Genomic DNA, 24,817 nt, shown 5'->3' with positions numbered 1-24,817 from the left:
AGCCACGCTGCATCAACCGACTTCCAAGCCATGTTGATTCTGCCGGGTTCCAACGCCCTCTCTGCTTTCCGTAGCCAACGCCTCCTCACGCAACTGCAAGCCGTCGCGCCGACGATTGCCGACGTCTCGGCGCGCTACTACCACTTCATCGACGCAAGCGCCCCCCTGTCCACGGAGGACACCGAGCGCTTGACGGCCATGCTCACCTATGGGGAGCCCGTGCCGGAAACGCAGTACGAGGGCGTCACCGAGGAATTCTTCGTGATCCCGCGCCTGGGCACCATCTCGCCGTGGGCGTCGAAAGCCACCGACATCGCCCACAACTGCGGCATGGCCCACATCCACCGCGTCGAGCGCGGCGTCGCCTTCAAGGTCGTCCTGAAGAGCGGCATCCTCGGCACGGGCTTCGGCGCGCCGAAAAAGCTTGCCGACGACGAGATCCAGGCCGTTGCCGCGCTGCTGCACGACCGCATGACGGAAACGGTGCTGCGCAGTGCCGACCAGGCGCAAGCCCTGTTCACGGACCTGGAAAGCCGTCCGCTGGACCAGATCGACGTGCTCGGTGCAGGCCGCGCCGCCCTCGTCGAAGCCAACGCCACGATGGGCCTGGCGCTGGCCGAGGACGAGATCGACTACCTGTTCGACGCCTTCTCGCGCGTGCAGCGCAACCCGACTGACGTCGAGCTGATGATGTTCGCGCAGGCGAACTCGGAGCACTGCCGCCACAAGATCTTCAACGCCGAGTGGACCATCGACGGCGCGAAACAGGACAAATCCCTGTTCCAGATGATCAAGAATACGCACCAGCTGCAGCCGAAGGGCACGATCGTCGCGTACAGCGACAACTCGGCGATCATGGAAGGCGCGGAAGCCCTGCGCTTCTTCCCGCAGGCCGGCAGCCAGGAATACGCGCCGGTCACGGAGTTGACGCATACGCTGATGAAGGTCGAGACGCACAACCACCCGACCGCGATCTCCCCGTTCCCGGGCGCCTCGACGGGTGCCGGCGGCGAGATCCGCGACGAGGGCGCGACGGGCCGCGGCGCGAAGCCGAAGGCGGGTCTCACCGGCTTCACGGTGTCGAACCTGTACCTGCCGGATGCCGTGCAGCCGTGGGAAAACGCAGCCAACGTCAACAGCGCGGACAAGACGGGCGCCGATAAAGTCTACGGCAAGCCGGAACGCATCGCGTCGCCGCTGCAGATCATGGTCGACGGCCCGCTGGGCGGCGCCGCCTTCAACAACGAATTCGGCCGGCCGAACCTGGGCGGCTACTTCCGCGTCTACGAACAGAACGTGGGCCCGACCGCGATCAACGGCAATACCGTGTTCGGCTACCACAAGCCGATCATGATCGCGGGCGGCATCGGCAACATCTCGTCCGCGCACACCCACAAGAACGACATCCCGGTCGGCAGCCTGCTGCTGCAACTGGGCGGTCCGGGCATGCGCATCGGCATGGCCGGCGCGGCCGCGTCGTCGATGGCGACCGGCACCAACACGGCCGACCTGGACTTCGACTCGGTCCAGCGCGGCAACCCGGAGATGGAGCGCCGCGCGCAGGAAGTCATCAACAGCTGCTGGCAGCTGGGCGCCGAGAACCCGATCATCTCGATCCACGACGTGGGCGCGGGCGGTATCTCGAACGCTTTCCCGGAAATCACCAACGACGCCAAGCGCGGCGCCACGTTCGACCTGCGCAAGGTGCCGCTGGAAGAAAGCGGCATGTCGCCGAAGGAAATCTGGAGCAACGAATCGCAGGAGCGCTACGTCCTCGCAATCTCGCCGGACGACCTGCCGCGCTTCGCCGCCATCTGCGAACGCGAGCGCTGCCCGTTCGCGGCGGTGGGCGTTGCCACGGAAGAGCGCCAGCTGCGCCTGATCGACCCGATCACGAATACGTCGCCGGTCGACATGCCGATGGACGTCCTGCTGGGCAAGCCGCCGAAGATGCACCGCAACGTCGAGCACGTGAAAGACCAGTTCAAGCCGGTCGACGTGACGGGCCTGGACCTGGAAGAAGTGGCGCGCCGCGTGCTGCTGCTGCCGACCGTCGCGGATAAATCGTTCCTGATCACGATCGGCGACCGCAGTGTCGGCGGCATGAGCGTGCGCGACCAGATGGTCGGTCCGTGGCAGGTGCCGGTGGCCGATTGCGCCGTTACCACGCTGAGCTTCGAAGGCTACAAGGGCGAGGCGATGGCGATGGGCGAGCGTACGCCGGTCGCCGTCATCGACGCGGCCGCGTCGGGCCGCATGGCCGTCGGCGAGGCGATCACGAATATCGCTGCCGCGCCGATCGCCGACATCTCCGCGATCAAGCTGTCCGCGAACTGGATGGCCGCATGCGGCCAGCCGGGCCAGGACGCCGCGCTGTTCGACACGGTGAAAGCCGTGGGCATGGAGTTGTGCCCGGCGCTGGGCGTGTCGATCCCGGTCGGCAAGGACTCCCTGTCGATGCGCACCACGTGGAATGAAGACGGCGACAACAAGGCCGTCGTGTCGCCGGTGTCGCTGATCGTGTCGAGCTTCGCGCCCGTCACCGACGTCCGCAAGACCCTGACGCCGCAACTGCGCACGGACCTGGGCGACACGTCGCTGATCCTCATCGACCTGGGCCGCGGCAAGAACCGCCTCGGCGCCTCCGCGCTGGCGCAAGTGACGCAGCAGCTGGGCAACGACGCGCCGGACGTCGACAACCCGGCCGACCTGAAGGCCTTCTTCGCCGCGATCCAGAAACTGAACGACGACGGCAAGCTGCTCGCTTACCACGACCGTTCGGACGGCGGCCTGTACGCCACGCTGTGCGAGATGGCTTTCGCGGGCCGCGCCGGCGTCTCCGTCAACCTGGACATCCTGACGATGGAAGGCGAGCACGCCTCCGACCACGGCGACGCCAAGAACTGGGCGGCACAGGTGGGCGAGCGCCGCAACGACCTGACCCTGCGCGCGCTGTTCAGCGAAGAGCTGGGTGCCGTCGTGCAGGTCAAGACGGCCGAGAAGTCGGACGTGATGAACGTGCTCCGTTCGTTCGACCTGGGCGCTTGCAGCCACATCATCGGCAAGGTCAACGACCGCGGCGTCGTGGAATTCACGCGCGACACGAAGGTCATCTACAACAAGCGCCGCAGCGAGCTGCACCGCCTGTGGAGCGAGACGAGCTGGCGCATCGCGCGCCTGCGCGACAACCCGGCGTGCGTGGACCAGGAGTACGACCGCCTGCTGGACGAGCAGGATCCGGGCTTCACGCCGAAACTCGTGCACGACACGAACGTGAACATCGCCGCGCCGTTCATTGCGACGGGCGCGCGTCCGACGGTGGCGATCCTGCGCGAGCAGGGCGTCAACTCGCACATCGAGACGGCATGGGCGATGCACCAGGCGGGCTTCAAGGCCGTCGACGTGCACATGAGCGACCTGATCGCCGGCCGCGCGAAGCTGGACGATTTCAAGGGCCTGATCGCCGTGGGCGGCTTTTCGTACGGCGACGTGCTGGGCGCCGGCGAAGGCTGGGCCAAGACGATCCTGTTCAACCCGGCACTGAAGGCGGCATTCGCCGAATTCTTCGGCCGCGGCGACACGTTCGGCCTGGGCGTCTGCAATGGCTGCCAGATGATGAGCAACCTGAAGTCCATCATCCCGGGCGCCGAGGCATGGCCGAAGTTCACCCGCAACAAGTCGGAACAGTTCGAAGCGCGCTTCGGCATGGTCGAGGTGATGGATTCGCCGTCGATCTTCTTCCAGGACCTGGCCGGCACGCAGGCCCCGCTGGCGATCGCGCACGGCGAAGGTTTCGCGGACTTCTCGCAGACCGGCGACATCGCCAACGTCGTGAAGGCGCTGCGCTACATCGACAACCGCGGCGCCGCCACCGAGGCGTATCCGTTCAACCCGAACGGCTCGCCGGAAGGCCTCACGGCCGTCACCACGCCGGACGGCCGCTTCACCGTGATGATGCCGCACGCGGAGCGCGTCGCCCGTACCGTCACGATGTCGTGGCATCCGGATGGCTGGGGCGAGGATTCGCCGTGGGCGCGCATGTTCCAGAATGCGCGGAAGTGGGTGGGCTGATCCCCGTCACTTAAAGCAAAAAGCGCTGCCTCGGCAGCGCTTTTTTCATGCCGGCCGCTTTTTGTAGATGTCGGGCCGGTTGATGTGCCAGAAGAGTTTCGGATTGTCGGGCGTCGTGAACCCGAGCTTCTCGTACAGCCAGGCCGCGCTCGTCGTCGCCAGCAACAGGCGCCGGTAGCGCTCGACGCCGGGATAGTCCAGCATGCATTCGACGAGCCACCGTCCGAGTCCCTTCCCGCGATAGTCGTCGATGACGAACACGTCCGCCATATAGGCAAACGTCGCATGATCGGTGATGAAGCGGGCGTAGCCGATCTGCCGGCCGTCGTCGTACAGGCCGAAGTTGAGGCTGTTCGCGATGGCAGTGCGCACCGTCGCCTCGTCGATACCCGCGGCCCAGGTGGTCCGGCTGAGGTTCTGGTGAATGACGTCGAGCTGGAGCAGGCTGTTGTCGGTCGACACTAGGTAGTTTTCTTTAGTCCAATTCATCATGGGCGCAGGCTCCGGGTGTCAAGCCGCCAGCCATGCAGCGAGTGCCAGCGCGGCCGGGACGGTCTGCACGAAGAGGATGCGGCGCGACACGGTCGCCGCACCCCACACGCCCGCGACGGCCACGCACACGAGTCCGAACACGACGAAAGCACGTCCAATGACCGCGTCCGGATGCAGCAGCCCCACCGCCAGACTGGCCACCAGGAACCCGTTGTAGCACCCCTGGTTCGACATCAGCGGCGCGAGCGCGTCCACCCGGTCTTCCTTGATGCCGAACACCTTCCTGCCGCGCGTGCGGAACAGGACGGTCTCGATCAGCACGATGTAGACGTGAATGGCGATGACGATGGCGGTGAGCAGGGTGGCGATCAGCAGCATGTTTATTCCGGTTAATAGAAATGTACGTACTGTACAGCAACTCGGTCGCCATTACACCGCCAGCCAGATCCCGGTAGCACCGGCAAGGACCAGGCTGGCGCCCCAGGCCGCCTCCACGTTGAGCCAGGCGTGCCGCAGGAAACGCAGGCCCAGATAGCGATAGACCAGCCAGGCCATGCCGATGCCCGCGAGGAGGCTTGCGAGGGTGTGCACGGCGGCGACCAGCAGCGCGGTATCCATGTTGGCCCGCGCCATGAAGTTCATCACGGCGCCATGGCCCGTTCCATCGGCGGCGGGCGCCGCGCAGAGGCCGAGCATGAACGGCACCAGCATCAATCCCGCGCCGTGGGCAGTGGCCATCAGGAACGACCACCACGCAAGCCGGGTCGGCGGAATACGTGCGAGCAGGCGCGGGTGGCGCCGATTGATGAGTTTGAAGGCGCCGAACAGCAGCACCACCGCGCCGGCGCCGATGCGGATGGCACGGCTCCATTCCAGATACCAGCCGAGCCAGGCGAACGGCGCGAGCGCGACGGCGATCGCCATGAAGTGCCCGCCACCCAGCGGCAACAGGGTGGCAAAGACGGCACGGGCGCGCTGCTCCGCCATGCCGTTGGCCACCGCCAGCGGCCATCCCATCGCCGGATTGATGCCGTGATAGAGGCCAAGCGCGACAACGGTCAGCCAGAGTGCGCTTGTGCTCAAACCGTGCTCAAGCCGACGGATAGCAGAACGAATCCGTCGAGCAGTCGCCGCCCTGCAGGCGAATCTGGTGCGCGGCGTAATGCGGTCCGAAGTCGACGTGGAACGACGGGTCCAGTTCGATGCCGCCGTTCGCGCCGACGTGGCACATCAGCTGTACGCCCGGTACGCCGTCCGGATAGAACTGCGTGTCCCAGCTGCTGTAGAGGGAGTTGGTGAAGTAGACGCGCTTGCCGTCCCGGCTGATCTCGGTCATCTGCGGGCCGCCGCCGTAAGCCCGGCCGTTGGGGTGTTGCGCATGCTGCGCGATGCCGCCGATGCGTACGCTGCCCGCCAGCGTCGGCTTCATCGGATCGGTCACGTCGTACTGGCGCAGCTCGCCGGTGCCCCAGCACGCGACATACAGGAAGCGGTCGTCGAGCGACAGGTCGATATCGGTGACGAGCGGCGGTACCGCACCGAAGCCTTTCAGCAGCGGCGGCAGCAGGGCCGGGTCGGCCGGCTCGGCCGGTATCGTGGCCGTCTTCCTGATGTGAAACGTGCCGTTCTCGCGGTACCAGGTCCAGATGGAGCCTTCCAGATTGGTCGTATCGACGACAACGCCAAGGAAGCCGTATTCGCGTGTGGGATCGTGCGCCGGGCGGATCTCGAGCGCCATCTGGTGGTGGGCGCCCAGGTCGATGGTCTGCACATGCCTGCGCTCGCGCAGGTTCCAGAAATGTACCGAATGGCCGTATTTGTTGGCGAGCAGGTCTTCGGCGACGATGCCGTTCTCAAACTGCGGCGGCAGGCCCCATTCGCTCGACACCATATAGTCGCGCGGCAGGTTCCACCAGAAATCGTATTGCAGTTGCTGCGGCCCGCGGTCGATTTCCCAGCGACCCAGTATCTCGAAGCTCTCGCAGTCCATGATGAAGACGCCCGGCGGGCCCTGCGTGCCGTCCGCGCCCCCGCCCAGGGTGCTGATGTAGATGCCCTCGGGGCCGCAATGGACGGTATGGGGGCGCGAGTACCCCGTCTTGCGCATCAGTTCTTCCGGTTCGATCGTCTTGACCAGTCGTGGCGCACGCGGATCGGGTTGGGTGTCGACGATGTAGATGCGCGACGAGCGGATGCCGGGAATGACGAGGTAGCGGCGCTGCAGGAAGGCATGGCCCGACATGGGCGACAGCGCCGAACTGCAGGCGTTCCAGCCGAAGTGGTGGAATTCGTCGCCGGCGTAGGGCATGACGAGCCGGTTGATCACCGAGCCATACGTGGCCGATTGCGGATCGAGGTCGACGACGGCCAGCGCGTCGGGCTGCGAACGGTCCGGCGACAACAGCGCCGTGTACGCCAGCAGTTCAGGTGCCGCTTCCATCGCCAGCCGCGCCGATGGGTGAAAGGTGGGATCGGGACGCAAGGTCTGCAGCATCATAGCCCCCAGGAATGAGTCTCGGCCGGGATGGCCGAGACATTCAAGGCTGAGCGCTTGCCCGGGCGCCGTCAAGGGCAGTGGCTGCCCTTGTTGTGTGAGATCAGAAGTCAGCGCATCAGGCGGTCAAGCTCCGGCTGCATCTCGCGCTGCCAGATCTTGTAGCCTTCGGCATTCGGGTGCAGCAGGTCCGGCATGATGTCCTTCGACAGCGTGCCGTCCGCCGCCAGGAATGCCTTGTTCATGTTGAGGAAGAACACGTGCTTGTTGTCGGCCAGCCTGGGCAGCATCGCGTTGACCTTCTCGTTCAGGACGCGCAGGGTGTCGTCCGGCTTCTCGCCGCGCGGGAAGATCGCCAGCAGCAGGAGTTTCGTCTTCGGCAGGCGCTTGCGGATTTCCGCGATGTCGCGCTTGATGCCGGCGTAGATCAGTTCCGGCGCTTCCTGGCGGAAGCCGGTGTTGTTCGTGCCGATCATCAGCACCGCGACCTTCGGGGCTATGCCGTCGATCTCGCCATGCTGCAGGCGCCACAGGACGTTTTCCGTGCGGTCGCCGCCGTAGCCGAGGTCCAGTGCGCTGTACCTTCCGTAGAACGTTTTAAAGAGCTCCGGCTGCTCCTTTTCCCAGTGGTGGGTGATGGAGTCGCCGATGAAGACGAGTTCCGTGCGCTCGCCGGCGGCCTTGCGGCGCGCGATCTCGGCCAGCTTCTCTTCATGGCGCGGCATCCACCAGTCGAGCGACCACGACTCGTTCAGCGGCGACGGCGTCACGCTGGCCGTGCGGTAGTCCGGGCACGCCTGGTTCGGTTTGCCCGCCATGTCGATGCGGATGTTGGCGATCTCGACGTTGCCGGCGCCCGTGCCGTCCAGCGCGAACGGTTTCGTCACGGCGCTGAAGTCGTCGCCCTTGCGGTAGAAGCACGACAGCGCATAGCTCCGGTGCTGCCAACCCTTGCCCTCGGCGGCGCGCGCTGGAATCACATCGGGGACCTTGCGCTCGCAGTTGTTGCCGCAGTCGATGCGGAAGTTCAGGCCGCCTTTCGCCAGCTCGTTCACCTTCAGGTCGAACGACACCGTGCCCCTGGCCAGATACGGACGCAGGTCGAGCGGGGCACTCTCCACGCGCAGGGTCGAGAACCACGCATCCTTCCAGGCCAGGCCGAGCGCGTCGCCGGCCGCATCCTTGTTCGTGCGGCGGGCTTCGACGACGGCGTTCTTCAGCTTCGGATCGTCGTCCATGCGGCCGTTGTCGCCGTCCAGCGTTTTTTGCACGTCGAAGTCGCCGTACAGGACTTTGGCGCCGGCCAGCGGCTGGCCCACGTAGAGGGGCAGGGTGGAGGCTGCCGTCGCTGCGCTTGCGGCGAGCGCGGACAGGATGAGGGCGGCGGAATGGCGGAGTGTCATGGGTGTCTCTAGTTTGTTGTTTGGTCGAACAAATTAGTCAAAAAAAAGCGCCCACGAGGAGCGCTTTTTTCATGTGTAACCGTCTTACTGGATCTTGGCCTTTTTCAACAGCTCTTCACGGAACGCGGCCAGCTTGCGCTGCTGCAGCGATTCCGCGACCTGCTGCTTGACTTCTTCCAGCGGCGGGAACTTGCTGGCGCGGACGTCTTCCAGCTTGATCACGTGGAAGCCGTACTGCGTCTTGACCGGGGTCTCGGTGATCTGACCTTTTTGCAGCGAGGTCATGGCCTTCGAGAACTCAGGCACGAACGAGCCCGGGCTCGCCCAATCCAGGTCGCCGCCGTTCGCTGCCGAGCCCGGGTCTTTCGACTGCTTGGCCAGTTCTTCGAACTTGGCGCCGCCCTTCAGCTTGGCGATGATCTGCTTGGCTTCGTCTTCCGTGGCGACCAGGATGTGGCGGGCGTGGTATTCCTTGTCGCCCTGCTGGGACTTGTACTTGTCGTACTCGGCCTTGATCTCGGCATCCTTGACCGGGTTCTTCTTGATGTAATCGGCCAGCATCGCATTGATGATGATGCTCTGGCGGGCGTTGTCGATTGCGTTCTTGACGTCCGGACGGGTGCCGACGCCTTGCTTGTCGGCTTCCTGGATCAGGACTTCGCGGCCGATCAGGTCCTTCTTGATTGCCTCGCGCAGTTGCGGGGAATCGGTTGCCTTGCCCTGGGCGACGACCTGCTTGACCACCTGGTCAACCTTGGCCGCGGGGATGGGCTTGCCATTGACGGTCGCAACGTTCTGCGCGAACGACGGCAGGGCTACCATCGCGGTCATGGCTAACAACAGGCGGGCTGGCTTCACAATCATTTATTCGATCCTATCTAAAACCGGTGGTGGTGGTCCGGTGGTCAACACGAAATGTCGCCGTGGCGACGAAAACCGGCGGCCGAAGCCGCCGGCGCTGCAATGTTACTGCACCTTTGCCTTCTTGACCATTTCTTCCTGGTACGCGGCCAGCTTCTGCTGGGTCAGCGCTTCGGAGATCTGCGGCTTGACTTCGTCCAGCGTCGGCAGCTTGGCCGGACGGACGTCGTCCAGCTTGATCACGTGGTAGCCCACTTGCGTCTTGACCGGGGCGTCGGTGATCGCGCCTTTCTGCAGGTTGCTGAAGCCCGCTGCGAATTCCGGCGGGAACGACGAAGGGCTGGCCCAATCCAGGTCGCCGCCGTTGTTGGCGGTGCCGGTGTCTTTCGACTGCTTGGCCAGGTCTTCGAACTTGGCGCCGCCTTTCAGCTTGGCGATGGCTGCCTTCGCTTCATCTTCGGTCGCGAACAGGATGTGGCGCACGTGGTATTCCTTGTCGCCGGTCTGCTTGGCGAAGCGGTCGTACTCGGCCTTCACTTCGGCGTCGGAAACCGGGTGCTTCGTGATGTAGTCGCGGGCGAGGGCGTTGATCACGATGGTCTGGCGGGCGTTCTCCAATGCCGCCTTCACTTCCGGATTCTTGTCGTAGCCCTGCTTGATCGCTTCCTGCATCATCACTTCGCGTGAAATCAGGTCTTTCTTGATCGCCTCACGCAGTTGCGGGCTGTCGGTACCCTGGCCTTGTGCCACTACCTGCTTGACGATCGCGTCGGCGCGCGACGACGGGATGGCTTTGCCGTTCACCACGGCGAGATTCTGTGCGAAGGAAGGCGAGTAGGCAAACGATGCGGCGATAGCGATCAGGGCTAACAGCAGCCGTGCTGGCTTAAAAGTCATTTTGTTTCCTGTGAGGGGGTTGCTTGGACGAAGATTTGATTGGTTTTTTTAGTGCGTAGCGGATTCTCGGACAGCTCACTTACGATTCGCTTAATTACGACTCACTTAAGACTTCGGATAAACAAGCCGTCACGACTGCTCGGAAGGCGCGACGGCGGTAATCGCCAGGGCATGAATGTCAGTGTGCATCATACCTTGCACGGCATCATATACCAGTCGATGACGCATGACCAGCCTCAGTCCCTCGAAGCGTTCCGAAACGATTTTCACTCGGTAATGCCCCCCGCCGGAGGCCGCGCCGGGGTGTCCTGCGTGCAGGTGCGAATCGTCGCCGACTTCCAGCACGGACGGGCTCAGAGCCGCATCGAGCGACTGGCGGATGCGTTCCACGCGGTCGTCCATCATGCGTCTCCCTTGCCCTGCGGCTGCTCGTGTTCTTCGATGTACTTCGACAGCATCAAGGTCTGGATGACGATGAATGCGAAGAAGATGCCGGTGATGCCGAACAGCTTGAAGTTCACCCACGCGCCCGTGTTGCCCTTGAAGACGATGAAGGCCATGACGAGGTTCAGCACGCCGATGACGGCGAAGAAGGCCATCCATGCGTAGCCGACCCTGGCCCAGACGGCGTCGGGCAGCCGGATCTGCGCTTCCATCACCTTGCGCATCAGGTTGTTGCGGAAGCCGACCTGCGCGACGAACAGCGCCAGCGCGAAGGCCCAGTACAGGATCGTCGGCTTCCACTTGATGAAGTCGGGATCGTGGAAATAAATGGTCGCGCCGCCCGTCACGACGATGACGCCGAGGGACAGCCACAGCATGCCGTCCACCTTGCGCCCGCGCGCCAGCAGGTACAGGATCTGCAGGACGGTCGCGATGATGCCGACCGCGGAGGCAAGGATGATCGGCGACTGGTCGGGCGTGACGCTGCCGCCCGAGATCAGGCCGCCCATGTATTGCTGGACGAGCGCGTGCGCCGCGTCCTGGTGGCCATCCGCGAATTTGTAGACGAGGAAGAAGAGGATGACCGGGAACAGGTCGAACAGGAATTTCATCGGTACGTTGCCCCTGGTTCAGATCGGCTCGAAGCGGAGCGCGGCCGAGTTGATGCAATAGCGCAGGCCGGTCGGCGGCGGGCCGTCCGGGAACACGTGGCCCAGGTGGGCATCGCAGACGGCACAGATGATTTCCGTGCGCACCATGCCATGGCTCCTGTCGACCTTTTCGATCACGTTGTCCGGATCGAGGGCCTTGAAATAGCTGGGCCAGCCGCAGCCGGAATCGAACTTGGCGTCCGATTCGAACAGCGGCGTGTCGCAGCACACGCAGTGATAGATGCCGTGCTCATGGTGGTCCCAGTACTTGCCCGTGAACGCGCGCTCGGTCGCCGCGTGGCGGGTGACCTGGTATTCCATCGGGTCCAGCTGGGCGCGCCATTCGGCGTCGGTTTTCGTCACTTTGTCGGTCATGATCCCTCGTTTTTCATCGTTTCAGGAAGAGCAGCTCACGAGGAGCAGCTAACTTCAAGGTGAGATGCCCAGTCCGGCGGCAGTGCCGCATAGGCGTCGTTCCCGGGCTGTTCGTCGAACGGACGCTCGAGCACACCGAGCAGCCTGTGCACTTCTTCAAAGTCGCCATTCTGCGCTTTTTCGATGGCCACCTGGGCCAGGTAGTTGCGCAGTACATATTTGGGGTTGACGGCGTGCATCGCAAGCCGGCGCTCCGCATCGACGCTGTTCTCCACGCGCAGCCGGGCCCGGTAATCGACCGCCCAGGCGTCGAAGGCCGGGCGGTCGAGGAACAGGTCGCGCAGCGGCGCGTCTGCTGCCTCACGATCCGCGTCGAGCACGTCCACCTTCAGGTCGCCCAGGCGGCGGAAGAACAGTGTGAAGTCGACGTGGTTGGCCTGCATGAGCTTGAACATGTCGTCGGCCAGCGCGCGGTCGTTCTCTTGCGTCGATTTGAGCCCGAGCTTGGCATGTAAAAGTTCATCGAACTTTTCGCCGTACGCGTCGACATACACTTCCAGCGCGGCCTGCGCCGCTTCCTGGTCCTCGATCAGCGGCAGCAGCGCGTTCGCCAGCGCATAGCAGTTCCAGTGGCCGACGGGCACCTGGTTCGCGTACGAATAGCGGCCGCCCTGGTCCGTGTGGTTGCAGATGTGGTCGACGTCGAACGCTTCCATGAAGCCGAACGGGCCATAGTCCAGCGTGATGCCCAGGATCGACATATTGTCCGTGTTCATCACGCCATGCATGAAGCCGACGGATTGCCAGTGCGCGATCATCCGTGCCGTACGGCGCGTGACTTCCTCGAGCAGAGCGAGGTAGGGATTCGGCGCGCCCGTCAGTTCGGGATAAAAGGTCTTGATGACGTAATCGGCCAGCGTGCGCAATTCTTCCGGCTTGTCGCGGTAGCGCCAGTGCTCGAAAGAGCCGAAGCGCACGAAGGACGGCGCCATGCGGGTGACGACGGCGGCCGTCTCCATCGTTTCGCGGATCACGCCCTTGTTCGAGCCCGTCACCATCAGCGCGCGGGTCGTCGGGATGCCGAGGGCGGCCATCGCCTCCGAGCACAGGAATTCGCGGATCGACGAGCGCAGCACGGCGCGGCCGTCGCCCATGCGCGAATAGGGCGTCATGCCGGCACCCTTCAGCTGGAGCTCCATCCGGCCCTCCGGACCGTCGATGTCGCCCAGCAGGATCGCGCGGCCATCGCCCAGCTGGCCTGCCCAGTGGCCGAACTGGTGGCCGGAATACACGGCGGCCAGCGGCTGCGAGCGGGGCGGGACCTGGTTGCCCGTGAAGACGGCGACGAAATCCTCGTGCGCGAGGGCGGCCGGATCGAGGCCCACAAGCCGGGCAGCCGGCGCGCTGGCTGCGACAAAGTATGGCGCGGGCAGGGGCGTCGGCATCAGGCGCGTATAAAACGCGGGCGGCAGTTCGGCAAAGGAATTGTCGAATGGCAGATCGTCGGCGGTGCGGGTGCTGATAACGCTTCCTCGGGTTGATTGTTCTTCGTGCGCGGATTTTACCCCACACGCGCGGATTCTATGGGCGCAGGGCGTGCGCGACCTATCCGGGTTACATTCGGTAACTGTTTCGTAATGTTGAGCTGCTGCGCTGCAGCATCGATTTCCGTTGACGATATAAGCACGATCGTTCGAAACTCGGTCTTCCCACAAGCAACCTCGAGAGACCGATGACCTACGTTCCCCCGCCGTTGATGGGCCAGATGATGGATCAGCCCCTGCTCATTTCCAGCATCATCCGTTTCGCCGCGCGGCATTACGGCGACAGCAAGATCGTCTCGCGCCGCGTCGAGGGCGACGTCCACCGCTACACCGTGCGCGAATGCGAGGCACGGGCGCGGCGCGTGGCCAACGTGCTGCAGGCGCAGGGCATCGCGGCGGGCCAGCGCGTCGGCACGCTGGCGTGGAACGGCTACCGCCACCTCGAACTGTATTACGGGGTGTCCGGCTCGGGCGCCGTGCTGCACACGATCAATCCGCGCCTGCATCCCGAGCAGATCGCGTACATCGTCAACCACGCGGAAGACCAGCTGCTGTTCTTCGACCTGACGTTCCTGCCGCTCGTGGCGGCGATCGCGCCGCTGTGCCCGACCGTGAAGGCGTTCGTGCTGATGAGCGACCGGGCGCACATGCCTGCCGAGGGCAGCATTCCGAACCTTTTGTGTTACGAAGACCTGCTCGCCGCGGCCTCCGAGGAGTACGACTGGCCGGATTTCGACGAGCGCGCGGCCGCCTCGCTGTGCTACACGTCCGGCACGACGGGCAATCCGAAGGGGGCGCTGTACTCGCACCGGTCGACCGTGCTGCACGCCTACGCGTCCGCGATGCCCAACGCCCTGAACGTGGCCGGGCGCGACGTCGTGCTGCCCGTCGTGCCGATGTTCCACGTGAACGCGTGGGGTTTGCCGTATTCCGTACTGCTGTCCGGCGCCAAGCTCGTGCTGCCGGGCGCGGCGCTGGACGGCAAGTCGCTGTACGACCTGTTCGAGGCCGAGGGCGTCACGTTCTCGGCGGGCGTGCCGACCGTCTGGCTCGGTCTGATCAATTACGCGCTGCAGAACAGGCTGGCGTTCTCCACGTTCAAGCGCACGGTGATCGGCGGCGCCGCGTGCCCGCCTGCGATGATGGATACGCTGATCGACCACTTCGGCATCGAGGTCATCCACGCGTGGGGCATGACGGAGATGTCGCCCCTCGGCACCACGTGCGGGCTGCTGGCGCGGCACCGCGACCTGCCCGTCGCGGCGCAGCGCGCCGTGCTGCGCAAGCAGGGCCACGCGATCTTCGGCGTGGACATGAAGATCGTCGACGACGACGGCAACGAGCTGCCGTGGGACGGCCATACCTTCGGCCACCTGCTCGTCAAGGGCCCCTGGATCATCTCCAGGTACTTCCGCGACGAGGGCGGCGACGCGCTGCAGGACGGCTGGTTCCCGACCGGCGACGTGGCGACGATCGACGCGGACGGCTACATGCAGATCACGGACCGCAGCAAGGACGTGATCAAGTCCGGCGGCGAGTGGATCGGGTCGATCGACCTCGAAAACATCGCGATGGCGCATCCGGCCGTGCTGCAGGCCGCGTGCATCGGCGTGCGCCATCCGAAGTGGGACGAGCGGCCCGTGCTCGTCGTCGTGCGGCGGCCCGAGGCCGAGGTGACGCGCGCCGAGCTGCTGAAGTTCTTCGACGGGAAGGTCGCGAAATTCTGGATGCCGGACGACGTGCTGTTCGTGGATGCGTTGCCGACCGGCGCGACCGGCAAGATCCAGAAGAACCGGTTGCGCGAGCAGTTCCGGGAGTATCGGCTGCCTGGCACCGACGGTGCGTGCTAAAAATAACACGACCGTTCTTTTAACGGTTATATTGTCGCCACCTACAATCACACCAACGCAAGGAGACCCATGAGCGCCGATTACCAGGTTATCGACGACGTCGCCGTCATCACGCTGAACAACCCGCCCGTCAATGGCCTCGGCCTGGCGACGCGCACCGCCGCCGTCGAAGGTTTGAATCGCGCGGCCGCGGATCCGGCCGTCAAGGCCATCGTCATCACGGGCGCCGGCAAGGCGTTCTCGGGCGGTGCCGACATCCGCGAATTCAACTCGCCCAAGGCGCTCACGGAACCGACCCTGCACACGTTGATCCGCACGGTCGAGAATTCGGAGAAACCCGTCGTCGCCGCGATCCACACCGTGTGCATGGGCGGCGGCCTGGAACTGGCGCTGGGCGCCAACTACCGCGTGGCGCTGCCGGGCGCGCAGATCGCGCTGCCGGAAGTGAAACTGGGCCTGTTGCCGGGCGCCGGCGGCACGCAGCGCCTGCCGCGCGTGCTGGGCCTGGAGACCGCGCTGAACATGATCGTCACCGGTACCCCGGTGCTGTCCGAAAAGCTGGCCGGCACCTTGCTGTTCGACGAATTGCTGCCGGCCGGGTCCGACCTCGTCGCGGGCGCGATCGCATTCGCGCGCCGCGTGGCCGACGTGCGTCCGTTGCCGAAGGTGCGCGAGCGCCAGGTCGACCACCCCGATGCGGCGGGCTTCCTGGCCGCTGCCCGGGCGCGCGTCAAAGCCGAGGCGGGGCCGTTCCCGGCGCCCGTCGAATGCGTGGAGACGGTCGCCGCGTCCGTCGAAAAGCCGTTCGAAGATGGCCTGACATTCGAGCGCGAGCGCTTCATCCACCTCACGCAGACGACGGAATCGAAGGCGCTGCGCCACGCGTTCTTCGCGGAGCGCGCCGCGAGCAAGGTGCCCGACGTCCCGAGCGACACGCCCGTCCGCGAGATCCGCAGCGCGGCCGTCGTCGGCGCCGGCACGATGGGCGGCGGCATCGCGATGAACTTCGCGAACGCCGGCATCCCCGTGACGATCCTCGAGACGAAGCAGGACGCGCTGGACAAGGGCCTGGCCACCATCCGCAAGAATTACGAGAACACGGTCAGGAAGGGCAAGCTGGCGGCGGACAAGGCCGAGCAGCGTGTCGGTCTCATCCGCGGCACGCTGGACTACGCCGACATCGCCCAGGCCGACATCGTCATCGAAGCCGTGTTCGAGGACATGGGCGTCAAGGAAACCGTGTTTCGCCAGCTGGATGCGACGATGAAGCCGGGCGCCATCCTCGCGTCGAACACGTCGACCCTGGACCTGAACCGCATCGCGGCGCTCACGTCGCGCCCGCAGGACGTCATCGGCCTGCATTTCTTCAGCCCCGCCAACGTGATGAAGCTGCTGGAAATCGTGCGCGGCGCGGAGACGGGCAAGGACGTCCTCGCGACGGCGCTGGCGCTGGCGAAGAAGATCAAGAAGACGGGCGTCGTCGCCGGCGTGTGCGACGGTTTCATCGGCAACCGCATGGTCGAGCAGTACATCCGCCAGGCCGGCTTCCTGCTGGATGAAGGCGCGCTGCCGCAGCAGGTCGATGCGGCTATCGAAAAATTCGGCTTCGCCATGGGCCCGTTCCGCATGGGCGACCTGGCCGGCAACGACGTGGGCTGGTATATCCGCAAGCGCCGCGCCGTCGAATCGCCCGATGTGAAGTATTCGAAGACGGCCGACCTGCTGTGCGAACAGGGCCGCTTCGGCCAGAAGACGGGTGCCGGCTGGTACGACTACCAGGCGGGCGACCGCACGCCGCGGCCGTCGCCGTGGGTCGACGAGATGATCGTGAAGCACTCGCACGATCTGGGCATCAACCGCCGCGCCATCTCCGACGAGGAGATCGTCGAGCGCCTCGTCTACGCGCTCGTCAACGAGGGCGCGCGGATCCTGGAAGAGGGCATCGCGCTGCGCGCGTCGGACATCGACATGGTCTATCTGTCCGGCTACGGTTTCCCGCTGTTCCGCGGCGGTCCGATGTTCTATGCGGACACCGTCGGCCTGCCCGCCGTGCTGGCCGCTGTCGAGAAGTATGCGCGCGGCTACCACGGCGAAGCGTGGGCGCCGGCGCCGCTGCTCGTGCGCCTCGCGGGCGCGGGCAAGACCTTCAACGGCTAAGGCGCCACAGCGTCAGCGCGGCGCCCGCGTACCACAGCGCCTGCACGCCCGTGAGGAGCATCAGCGAATGCGGGTGCATGTGCAGGCCGCTCGCGGCCGCGAGTGCGGTGCCGGCGCCCGCCGGCAGCGCGAGCGCGGCCAGCAGCCGCGTCGCGCGTGGACTGGCCCAGGACAGGCAGCACATGCCCGCGCCCATGCCGATCAGGCCCGCCTTCGTGAGCACCTGGATCGCGATGGCGATCAGCGTGAGCAGTGCGGCCGTGGCATCGTGCGGCCAGCCGCCGTCGAGGGCGGCCCGCGCCAGGCGTGGCGTGATGAAACCGTCGCCCAGCATCGCGCCGCCGACCGCCGCGCAGCCCAGCGCATGGCAGATGACGCCGAAGACGACCACAGGACGGTGCGTGCCGAGCGCCAGCGCCAGCGCGGTGACGCCGTAGAGGAGAAAACCGCAGACGACGAACAGCGCGCCATGCACGCGCGCCGAACCGTCGCCCAGGCGCACGAGCGCGGCCAGCGTGTCGGCGAAGCCCGTGCCGTGCGGGACCACGGGATGATGGAAGAGGAGGGCGACCATCGCGGCGCCCGCGACGACGAGGGCCCAGGCGGCGGGCGGAATGGAACGGGGCGTGCGGTCGGCTGCTATCATGGCGGTCCTTTCGATGGAAAACCACATTGGACCAGCGACGGATGTCCCGTTGGCGGATGGTGCCGCCGCGCCGTCCGTTAGCGGACAAAACCGGTTCGATGTCCGCTCATGGAGATGCGATGGAAGAAATCGTGCTGGACCGGCGCATACAGCGCACGCGCAAGGCGGCCGTCGGCGCATTCATCGAACTGCTGATGGCCGAGGGCTACGATGCCGTCGCAATGACGGCGGTGGCCGAGCGCGCAGACCTCGGCCGCTCCACCTTGTACGAACACTTCCGCACGAAGGATGACCTGCTGGCCGCGTCGATGGACTGGCCGCTGCGCGTGCTGGCGGCCGATCCGCCCGAGCCGGCGGCGCTGCTGATGCTCATCGAACACGTGCGCGAACGGTCCGGCGCCGTGCGCCTCCTGCTCGAACAGCCGCTGCGCTCGCGCATCGCGCGCATGCTGGCGGCGCGCATCGTGCCCGGGTTGCACGCCCGCGGCGTGGTGGGGCCGCGCGCGGACGTGCGCGCGCTCGCATGCGCGGAAGGCCAGCTGGCGGCGCTCGGGCTGTGGATGCACGGTGCCGGCGTCCCGGCCGCCGTGCTGGCCGAGGAACTGGCGCGGTTGTCCGCGGGGGCTGCCGCGCACTGATAATGCCCCTGATGCGGTCAGGGTGCGCGCCGTGCTAGGCTGTGTCCACCATGAAGAACGCCCTCCTGATCGCGACCGCCTGCCTGCTCGGACTGTTGTCCACGACGGGCGCGTCGCTGCCGTATCCCATCCTGCCGCCGCTGTTCGTGAACGGCGCGCCGGACAGCCTGACGCACTTCCTCGGCCTGCCGCCCAAGCTCCTGTTCGCGCTGGCGCTGATGGTCAACCCGGTCGGCCTGCTGCTGGGCACCGCCGTGCTCGGGTCGCTGTCGGACCGCTACGGCCGCCGGCCGCTGCTGCTCGTGACGGCCGTGGGCGCCGCCATCGGCCACGTGCTGACGGCGTGGGCGCTGGCGAGCCGTTCGTACCCGCTGTTCCTCGTCGCCCGCTTCGGCACCGGCCTGCTGGAGGGCCACAGTGCGATCGTGCGCGCGATGCTCGCGGACCGGCTGCAAGGCCCGCTGCGCAACCATGCGATGTCGTGGCTGAACGGCGCGCTGCACATGGGCTGGCTGGTGGGGCCGCTGCTGGCCGGGTTCACGATCGCGTGGGGCATCACGGTCCCGTTCTACATCGCCGCGGGCGCGCTGCTGCTGGGCGCCGTTCTCGTCGGCGTCGCGCTGGAACGCAAGCCGCGCGCGGCCGGGCCGTCGTGGTGGAGCGTCGCGCGCGAACGCCACGCGTTCAACCTGCTGCGCCACGACGGCCTGCGCGCACTGTTCGGCGTGCAGCTCGCGTACACGTGCGGCGTCACGGCGTTCTACGAGTTCTATCCGTTGTGGCTCGTCGAAGTGGGCCATTACGATACGCGCGCGATCGCCCTCGTCAACGTCGGCATGTGCGGCCTGATGACGTGTTCCGCGCTGTTCGCCGGCCGCGCCAGCCGCACGGAGCCGATGCGCCGCGCCGCGTGGCTGGCCGCCTGCGTGGCACTGGCCATCGGGTCGCTCGGCGTCGGCCATTTGTGGGTGGGCCTCGTGGGCATCATGGCGTTCGGCCTGCCGCACGCGTTCTACAATGCCGTGGTGCAGGCCTGGGCGGCGGACCGCTTCGGCGGCGGGCACGGACAGGGCGCCGTCATGGGCCTGCTGTCGACGACGTTCTGCCTCGCGAACATCCTGATGGCGGCGGCGGGCGCCGTGCTGACGCTCGTCGACACGCGGCTGGTGCTGTTGGCGGGCGCGATCCTGACGGCGTGGGCGGCGAACCGGATGCGAACGTGGGGGAGCGGGGCGGTGGCCGGGTCGGCGGCGAGCGGGACCAAATGATGGCGGACGGACGGCAGAAGGTCCACGACGATCCGGATGTCTTTGCCGTATGGCAGCCGGGCGGCGACATTTCGTGAGATTCTGCCCGTACTTACTGCATTAGAATGGGCGCCTTTGACAAAATTGCATTAAACATTGCAAAGGTGACTCTCTCATGCATTTCATGTCTCGACATATCACTCCCCTGCTGCTGGGGCTCGCGCTGGTGGGCTGCGGCGGCGGTGGAAGCGGTGGCGCGGGCGGCGTCGCGGCCAATCCGGAAGGCGCCTGGCTCACGTTCACGCCGAATCCCGTCGCCGTCAGTAGTGTCGAGGGCGACAGCACGTCGTTCCAGGTCACCGCGACGTCGAGCCGTACGTTCGCCAAGCCGTTCAATATCGCGATCGTCGATTCGACAGGCGTCATCACGACCAACGTCAACCTGAGCGCGCTGAGCGAGCTGCAATACCGTGCGACGCTGCAGACGTCACCGGACCTGCGCGTGGGCGAGCATCCGACGACCCTCGAGGTCCGGTTGTGCGAGGACGATCCGCTCGTCTGCCGCTCGCCGCTCCCCGGATCGCCGTGGCGCGTGCCGCTGAACGTGACCGTGAAGCCGTCGCCCGACGCCACGAAGCACGTGACGGTAACAACGACACCGGCCGCGCTGGCGCTCACCACCTATCCGGGCGAGGTTGCCACCATCGACCTGAAGGGCACCATCGGCGGCGATGCGCTCACGAAGAGCTTCCAGGTCGGCGTCATCGATCCGTCCGCCGCCACCACGAGTGTGCTCAACTTCGCCGACGCGCACGGATTCAGCGCGACGCTGACGACGTCCGCGAGCCTCGTGCAGGGCGATTACAACGGCAACGTGGAGGTGCGGTTGTGCTTCGACGATCCGCGCACGTGCCGCCAGCCGGTGGCCGGTTCGCCGTGGCTGGTGCCGCTGAAGATCAGCGTGAAGTCGCCGACGAACCTGACCGCGCTCGTGCCGATAGCGGGCGTCGGCGCGTGGTCGACATACCAGGGCAATGCGGCGCACACGGGGTTTGTCCCCGCCAGTTTCGACTTCACGAAATTCAGCCGGCGCTGGAACATTCCCGCCGGGTCGAATTACTCGCAGCCGCTCGACGGCGCCGCCAGCGACAACGGCATGGTCTTCGTGACCCGCACCGATCCCACGGGCGCGGCCGACGTGGTGGCGCTCAGTGAGGCGACCGGCAAGGAAGTGTGGCACACGGCGCTCGGCAAGATCCATCACGTGAACGCGCCGGCCGCGGGCAACGGCCAGGTGTACGTCACGACGACCGGCCACGAGGACACGTTCATGTGGATGTTCGACCAGCGCAGCGGTACGTTGCTGAGCAAGACGAGCATGTCGTCGCAATGGGAAAACTACCTGGCGCCGACGGTGGTCGGCACCGACGTGTACACCGAGTCGGGCTACTACGGAGGCATGAGCAAGTTCTCGAGCGTGACCGGCAGCCAGACCTGGTGGGCGAACATGCCGCAATACGATTCGTGGACGCCGGCCGTCGATGCCCGCTACGCGTATGGCTACATGTCGGGGCAGCTCATCGCCGTCGACGTCGCGACGGGCAACGATCGCTGGACCGTGACCGATCCGGAAAATTCGTGGGCCGGCTACGGCGGCGCGCCCGTCGTACTGACCAACGATCTGGCGTTCGTCGCGAACGGCGGACGCGTGATGGCGTTCGACATCGCGAAGCACACGCGGGCCTGGTCTGTCACCGGCACCGTGACCGGCCAGCCGGCATTCGGCAACGGTACGCTGTACGTCCTGAATGCGAATGGCACCGTGCTGGAAGCACGCGCGCCGGCCGACGGCCGGCTGCAATGGACGTCCGAATCCTTGGGCAGCGACTTCTTTACCCGGGTGATCGTGACGCGCAACCTGGCGTTCGTCAGCAGCGCGATGCGCACCGTCGCGATCGACCTCGTGACCCACAAGGCGGTGTGGTCTTACCCGCTGGGCGGTGACCTGTCGATCTCGGCGAACGGCATCCTGTACATCCTCGGTACGACCGGCGGCGCACTGGCGGCGGTCAACCTCCAGTGATGCAGCGGCCGGCGACGCCGCCGGCCTGGCGGGTTGCCGGCACCAGCGCCTTCAGGATCGGCTGGATGAAGTCGTTCTTCTTGAAGTCGTACAGCACGAAGTCGCTGGAGAACTGCCAGTAGCCCCACGCGAAGCCATATTTCTCGGCGGTGCGCGCGACGGTCGACGTCCACAGCACGCGATCCTCCATCGCCGCCTTGTCGTAGGCGCCGAATTCGCCGAGGAAGACGGGGCGGCCACTCGCGTCGCTCCATGCTTTCACGGCGGCGAAGTCCTGGTCGATGCGCGCGATCTCCGCCGGCTTGCCGAAGCGGATGCCCGTCGTCGAGCGGATCGGCTCGTCCGCCCACGACGCGCCCTGGTGCGTGAACGGGAACGGATCGTAATAGTGGAACGTCGCGATGAGGTGTTTGTCGGCGGCCGGGAGCGCGAGATCCTTCAGCGTGTCGCGGCTGTTCCAGCGCACGCCGCCGATGATGACGTTGCGCGTGGGGTTCGTCTTGCGCATGATGGCCAGCACCTGCGGGAAGCTGACGTTCCACGTGGCCGCGTCGAACTGGCCGTGCGGCTCGTTGAGCAGTTCGAAGACGACCGTGTTCGGCTCGTTGCGGTAGCGTTCCGCCAGCTGGCTCCAGACGGCCTTCAGCTTCGGCATGCAGGCGGCGACGTCCTTCGAGCAGTCGTCGAAATCGTGTTCGTCGACGATCACGTTCAGCCCGTGCTTCGTCGCCGTCGCCACGACCCAGTCGAGGCGGTTGAGCCATTTCGGATCGAGGCGGTTCTGCGCGTCGAGGGCACGGAAGGCGAACAGTACGACGCGCACGGTCGAGAAGCCGGCCTCCTTGATCTTCGCGAAGTGCTCCTCCTTGTAATTGCCCTGGGCGCCGTCGCGCCAGAACGGGTCGTAGCCGATGACGTTGACGCCGCGGCCCAGCTGCCTGACCTGGTCGTGCGCGGAAATGTCCTTGAACTGCGACGTGGCCGGCGGCGGGTTGGGGGCGGGATCGTCAGCGAACGCGGCGTGCGCGACGAGGGCGAGCGTGACGGCGGCGGCAAGGCGCGGCAGCTTGGGCATGAAGAGTCTCCATCGTTATCGTTGTGTGCATCGATGGTAGCGCTATCTCGGACGCCTGCCAAGTATGTGACAACGGGACATTTCCAAAAACCGGGCTCTGACCCCGGCTCTGGTTGTCGTGACGCGCAACGAAAAAAGCCGCCATTGCTGGCGGCTGTTCGAGGTGCGCAGGCGCGACGTTCAGTCGGCCGCGTAGATGTCGTTGTCCTTCGTCTCGCGCACGAACAAGGTGCCGATGATGACGGTCGCGACGGCGATCACGATCGGGTACCACAGGCCGTAATAGATGTTGCCGTTGGCCGCGACGAGGGCGAAGGCGGTCGTTGGCAGCAGGCCGCCGAACCAGCCGTTGCCGATATGGTAGGGCAGCGACATCGACGTGTAGCGGATGCGGGTCGGGAACATCTCGACGAGCATCGCGGCCACCGGCCCGTACACCATCGTCACGTACAGGACCAGTACGAACAGCAGCAGCACGAGCATCGGCTTGTTGATCTGCGTCGGGTCGGCCTTGGCCGGATAGCCGGCGGCCTTGATGGCGGCGCCCAGGTCCTTCTTCAGCGCCGCTTCGCGGTCCTTACTGGCCTGGTCGAAGTTCAGGCCATCCGCGGTCAATGTCGCGTTGAACGACGGGTAGACCTTGTCGCCGACCTTGACGCTGGCGATGGTGCCGGCCGGTGCGTCCTGGCGCGTGTAGCTGACCGACGCCGCCGTCAGCTGCGCGGTGGCGATGTCACACGACGACGGGAATCTCTTCTGGCCCGTGGCGTTGAACTGGAAGTGGCAGGACGCCGGATCGGCCACGACGACGACGGGCGAGTTGTTCAGCGCCGTCTCCAGCGTCGGATTGCCGTAGTGCGTGAGACCCTTGAAGATCGGGAAGTACGTCAGCGCGGCGATCAGGCAGCCGGCCATGATGATGGTCTTGCGGCCGATGCGGTCGGACAACGAGCCGAAAAAGATGAAGAACGGCGTCGCCAGCGCGAGCGCGATGGCGATCAGGATGTTGGCCGTCGCGTCGTCGATCTTGAGCGTCTTGGTGAGGAAGAACAGCGCATAGAACTGGCCCGTGTACCACACGACGGCCTGGCCCATCACGATGCCCAGCAGCGCGAGCAGCGCGATCTTCCCGTTCTTCCAGGTCAGGAACGCTTCGCTCAGCGGCGCCTTCGACGTCCGGCCCTCGGCCTTCATGCGCGCGAATGCGGGGGATTCGTTCATCGACATGCGGATCCACACCGAAACCGCGAGCAGCAGCACGGAAACGAGGAACGGGATGCGCCAGCCCCACGCATCGAACGCGGCGGTGTCCATGCCCGCGCGCACGCCCGTGATCACGAGCAGCGACAGGAACAGGCCGAGCGTGGCCGTCGTCTGGATCCACGACGTGAAGAACCCGCGCCGCCCGTCGGGCGCGTGTTCGGCCACGTACGTCGCGGCGCCGCCGTATTCGCCACCCAGCGCGAGGCCCTGCAGGATGCGCAAGGTGACGAGGACGATGGGCGCGACGATGCCGATCGACGCGTAGCCGGGCAGGAGGCCGACGATGAACGTGGAGCCGCCCATGATCATGATCGTGACGAGGAACGTGTACTTCCGGCCGATCATGTCGCCGAGGCGGCCGAACACGAGCGCACCGAACGGCCGCACGATGAAGCCGGCCGCGAAGGCGAGCAGCGCGAAGATGAACGAGGTGGTCGGGTCGCCGATGAAGAACTGCTTGGCGATCACGGTCGCCAGCGAACCATATAGGTAAAAATCGTACCATTCGAAGACGGTACCGAGCGAGGAGGCGAAGATGACCTTGCGCTCTTCCTTCGTGAGCCCAACGCCGGACGGCGTGGATTTGCCGCCCGCGGCCATGCCGGGGTTGATTGCCATGGTGGTCTC

Annotated in this window: 20 protein-coding genes; 6 read left to right on the top strand and 14 right to left on the bottom strand. The window is 65.9% G+C overall.

The window, feature by feature from the left end:
- Positions 1-30 precede the first annotated feature (30 nt).
- Positions 31-4,071, top strand: a complete 4,041-nt coding sequence (gene purL / locus P0M04_RS26930) for a phosphoribosylformylglycinamidine synthase (protein WP_259452713.1) — start codon at positions 31-33, stop codon at positions 4,069-4,071.
- A gap of 45 nt (positions 4,072-4,116) precedes the next feature.
- On the opposite strand, the gene P0M04_RS26925 is transcribed toward purL, so the two are convergent.
- The 11 genes from P0M04_RS26925 to P0M04_RS26875 form a co-directional block, all read right to left on the bottom strand.
- Entirely contained in the window at positions 4,117-4,563 is a 447-nt protein-coding gene (locus P0M04_RS26925) for a GNAT family N-acetyltransferase (RefSeq protein WP_259452714.1), read from the bottom strand.
- An 18-nt stretch (positions 4,564-4,581) separates the two neighbouring features.
- On the bottom strand, positions 4,582-4,941 hold the full coding sequence (locus tag P0M04_RS26920; RefSeq protein ID WP_371877397.1) for a DUF1304 domain-containing protein: 360 nt from the start codon (positions 4,939-4,941) through the stop codon (positions 4,582-4,584).
- Between the two features lie 51 nt (positions 4,942-4,992).
- Positions 4,993-5,646, bottom strand: a complete 654-nt coding sequence (locus P0M04_RS26915) for a hypothetical protein (protein ID WP_259452715.1) — start codon at positions 5,644-5,646, stop codon at positions 4,993-4,995.
- 7 nt (positions 5,647-5,653) lie between these two features.
- Positions 5,654-7,057, bottom strand: a complete 1,404-nt coding sequence (locus P0M04_RS26910; protein WP_259452716.1) for a selenium-binding protein SBP56-related protein — start codon at positions 7,055-7,057, stop codon at positions 5,654-5,656.
- Between the two features lie 110 nt (positions 7,058-7,167).
- The gene (locus tag P0M04_RS26905; protein WP_259452717.1) at positions 7,168-8,460 is read right to left on the bottom strand and encodes a GDSL-type esterase/lipase family protein; all 1,293 of its coding nucleotides are present in this window, start codon (positions 8,458-8,460) and stop codon (positions 7,168-7,170) included.
- An 84-nt stretch (positions 8,461-8,544) separates the two neighbouring features.
- Complete coding sequence (locus P0M04_RS26900) at positions 8,545-9,324, bottom strand: peptidylprolyl isomerase (RefSeq protein ID WP_259452718.1); 780 nt, start codon at positions 9,322-9,324, stop codon at positions 8,545-8,547.
- Between the two features lie 102 nt (positions 9,325-9,426).
- Positions 9,427-10,218: a peptidylprolyl isomerase gene (locus P0M04_RS26895; protein WP_259452719.1), complete on the bottom strand. Its 792-nt coding sequence runs from the start codon at positions 10,216-10,218 to the stop codon at positions 9,427-9,429.
- A 129-nt stretch (positions 10,219-10,347) separates the two neighbouring features.
- Positions 10,348-10,623, bottom strand: a complete 276-nt coding sequence (locus P0M04_RS26890) for a BolA family protein (protein WP_036229424.1) — start codon at positions 10,621-10,623, stop codon at positions 10,348-10,350.
- A complete protein-coding gene (locus P0M04_RS26885; protein ID WP_259452720.1) occupies positions 10,620-11,273 on the bottom strand; it encodes a septation protein A in 654 nt (217 codons plus the stop codon). The genes P0M04_RS26890 and P0M04_RS26885 overlap by 4 nt, the downstream gene beginning before the upstream one ends.
- 18 nt (positions 11,274-11,291) lie before the next feature.
- Entirely contained in the window at positions 11,292-11,687 is a 396-nt protein-coding gene (msrB, locus tag P0M04_RS26880; RefSeq protein ID WP_036229421.1) for a peptide-methionine (R)-S-oxide reductase MsrB, read from the bottom strand.
- Between the two features lie 35 nt (positions 11,688-11,722).
- Positions 11,723-13,210 (bottom strand): protein adenylyltransferase SelO, encoded by a 1,488-nt coding sequence (locus P0M04_RS26875; protein WP_259452750.1) that lies wholly within the window; start codon positions 13,208-13,210, stop codon positions 11,723-11,725.
- Positions 13,211-13,419: 209 nt separating this feature from the next.
- Here P0M04_RS26875 and P0M04_RS26870 point away from each other — a divergent pair, with 209 nt between their 5' ends.
- A complete protein-coding gene (locus P0M04_RS26870; protein ID WP_281042112.1) occupies positions 13,420-15,081 on the top strand; it encodes a 3-(methylthio)propionyl-CoA ligase in 1,662 nt (553 codons plus the stop codon).
- A gap of 69 nt (positions 15,082-15,150) precedes the next feature.
- The gene (locus P0M04_RS26865; RefSeq protein WP_259452721.1) at positions 15,151-17,238 is read left to right on the top strand and encodes a 3-hydroxyacyl-CoA dehydrogenase NAD-binding domain-containing protein; all 2,088 of its coding nucleotides are present in this window, start codon (positions 15,151-15,153) and stop codon (positions 17,236-17,238) included.
- Here P0M04_RS26865 and P0M04_RS26860 read toward each other — a convergent pair.
- Complete coding sequence (locus tag P0M04_RS26860) at positions 17,228-17,884, bottom strand: hypothetical protein (RefSeq protein WP_259452722.1); 657 nt, start codon at positions 17,882-17,884, stop codon at positions 17,228-17,230. The two genes, P0M04_RS26865 and P0M04_RS26860, sit on opposite strands and share 11 nt — an antisense overlap.
- Positions 17,885-18,003: 119 nt before the next feature.
- Between P0M04_RS26860 and P0M04_RS26855 the strand changes: the two genes are divergently transcribed.
- The 3 genes from P0M04_RS26855 (at position 18,004) to P0M04_RS26845 (ending at position 21,852) form a co-directional block, all read left to right on the top strand.
- Entirely contained in the window at positions 18,004-18,522 is a 519-nt protein-coding gene (locus tag P0M04_RS26855; protein ID WP_259452723.1) for a TetR/AcrR family transcriptional regulator, read from the top strand.
- A gap of 50 nt (positions 18,523-18,572) precedes the next feature.
- Positions 18,573-19,790: an MFS transporter gene (locus tag P0M04_RS26850; protein ID WP_259452724.1), complete on the top strand. Its 1,218-nt coding sequence runs from the start codon at positions 18,573-18,575 to the stop codon at positions 19,788-19,790.
- Positions 19,791-19,953: 163 nt separating this feature from the next.
- Positions 19,954-21,852 carry a PQQ-binding-like beta-propeller repeat protein gene (locus tag P0M04_RS26845; RefSeq protein ID WP_259452725.1) on the top strand — a complete coding sequence of 633 codons (1,899 nt, stop codon included), beginning with the start codon at positions 19,954-19,956 and terminating at the stop codon, positions 21,850-21,852.
- Here P0M04_RS26845 and P0M04_RS26840 read toward each other — a convergent pair.
- Together P0M04_RS26840 and P0M04_RS26835 are read right to left on the bottom strand one after the other, a co-directional pair.
- Positions 21,839-22,927: a glycoside hydrolase family 5 protein gene (locus P0M04_RS26840; protein WP_259452726.1), complete on the bottom strand. Its 1,089-nt coding sequence runs from the start codon at positions 22,925-22,927 to the stop codon at positions 21,839-21,841. The two genes, P0M04_RS26845 and P0M04_RS26840, sit on opposite strands and share 14 nt — an antisense overlap.
- A 180-nt stretch (positions 22,928-23,107) precedes the next feature.
- Positions 23,108-24,808, bottom strand: a complete 1,701-nt coding sequence (locus P0M04_RS26835) for an MFS transporter (protein WP_259452727.1) — start codon at positions 24,806-24,808, stop codon at positions 23,108-23,110.
- Positions 24,809-24,817 lie beyond the last annotated feature (9 nt).

The organism is Telluria mixta (assembly GCF_029223865.1).
GTDB classification, from domain to species: domain Bacteria; phylum Pseudomonadota; class Gammaproteobacteria; order Burkholderiales; family Burkholderiaceae_D; genus Telluria; species Telluria mixta.
Note: the sequence above shows the minus strand (reverse complement) of the source record. Positions and strands in the feature narration are given on the sequence as shown.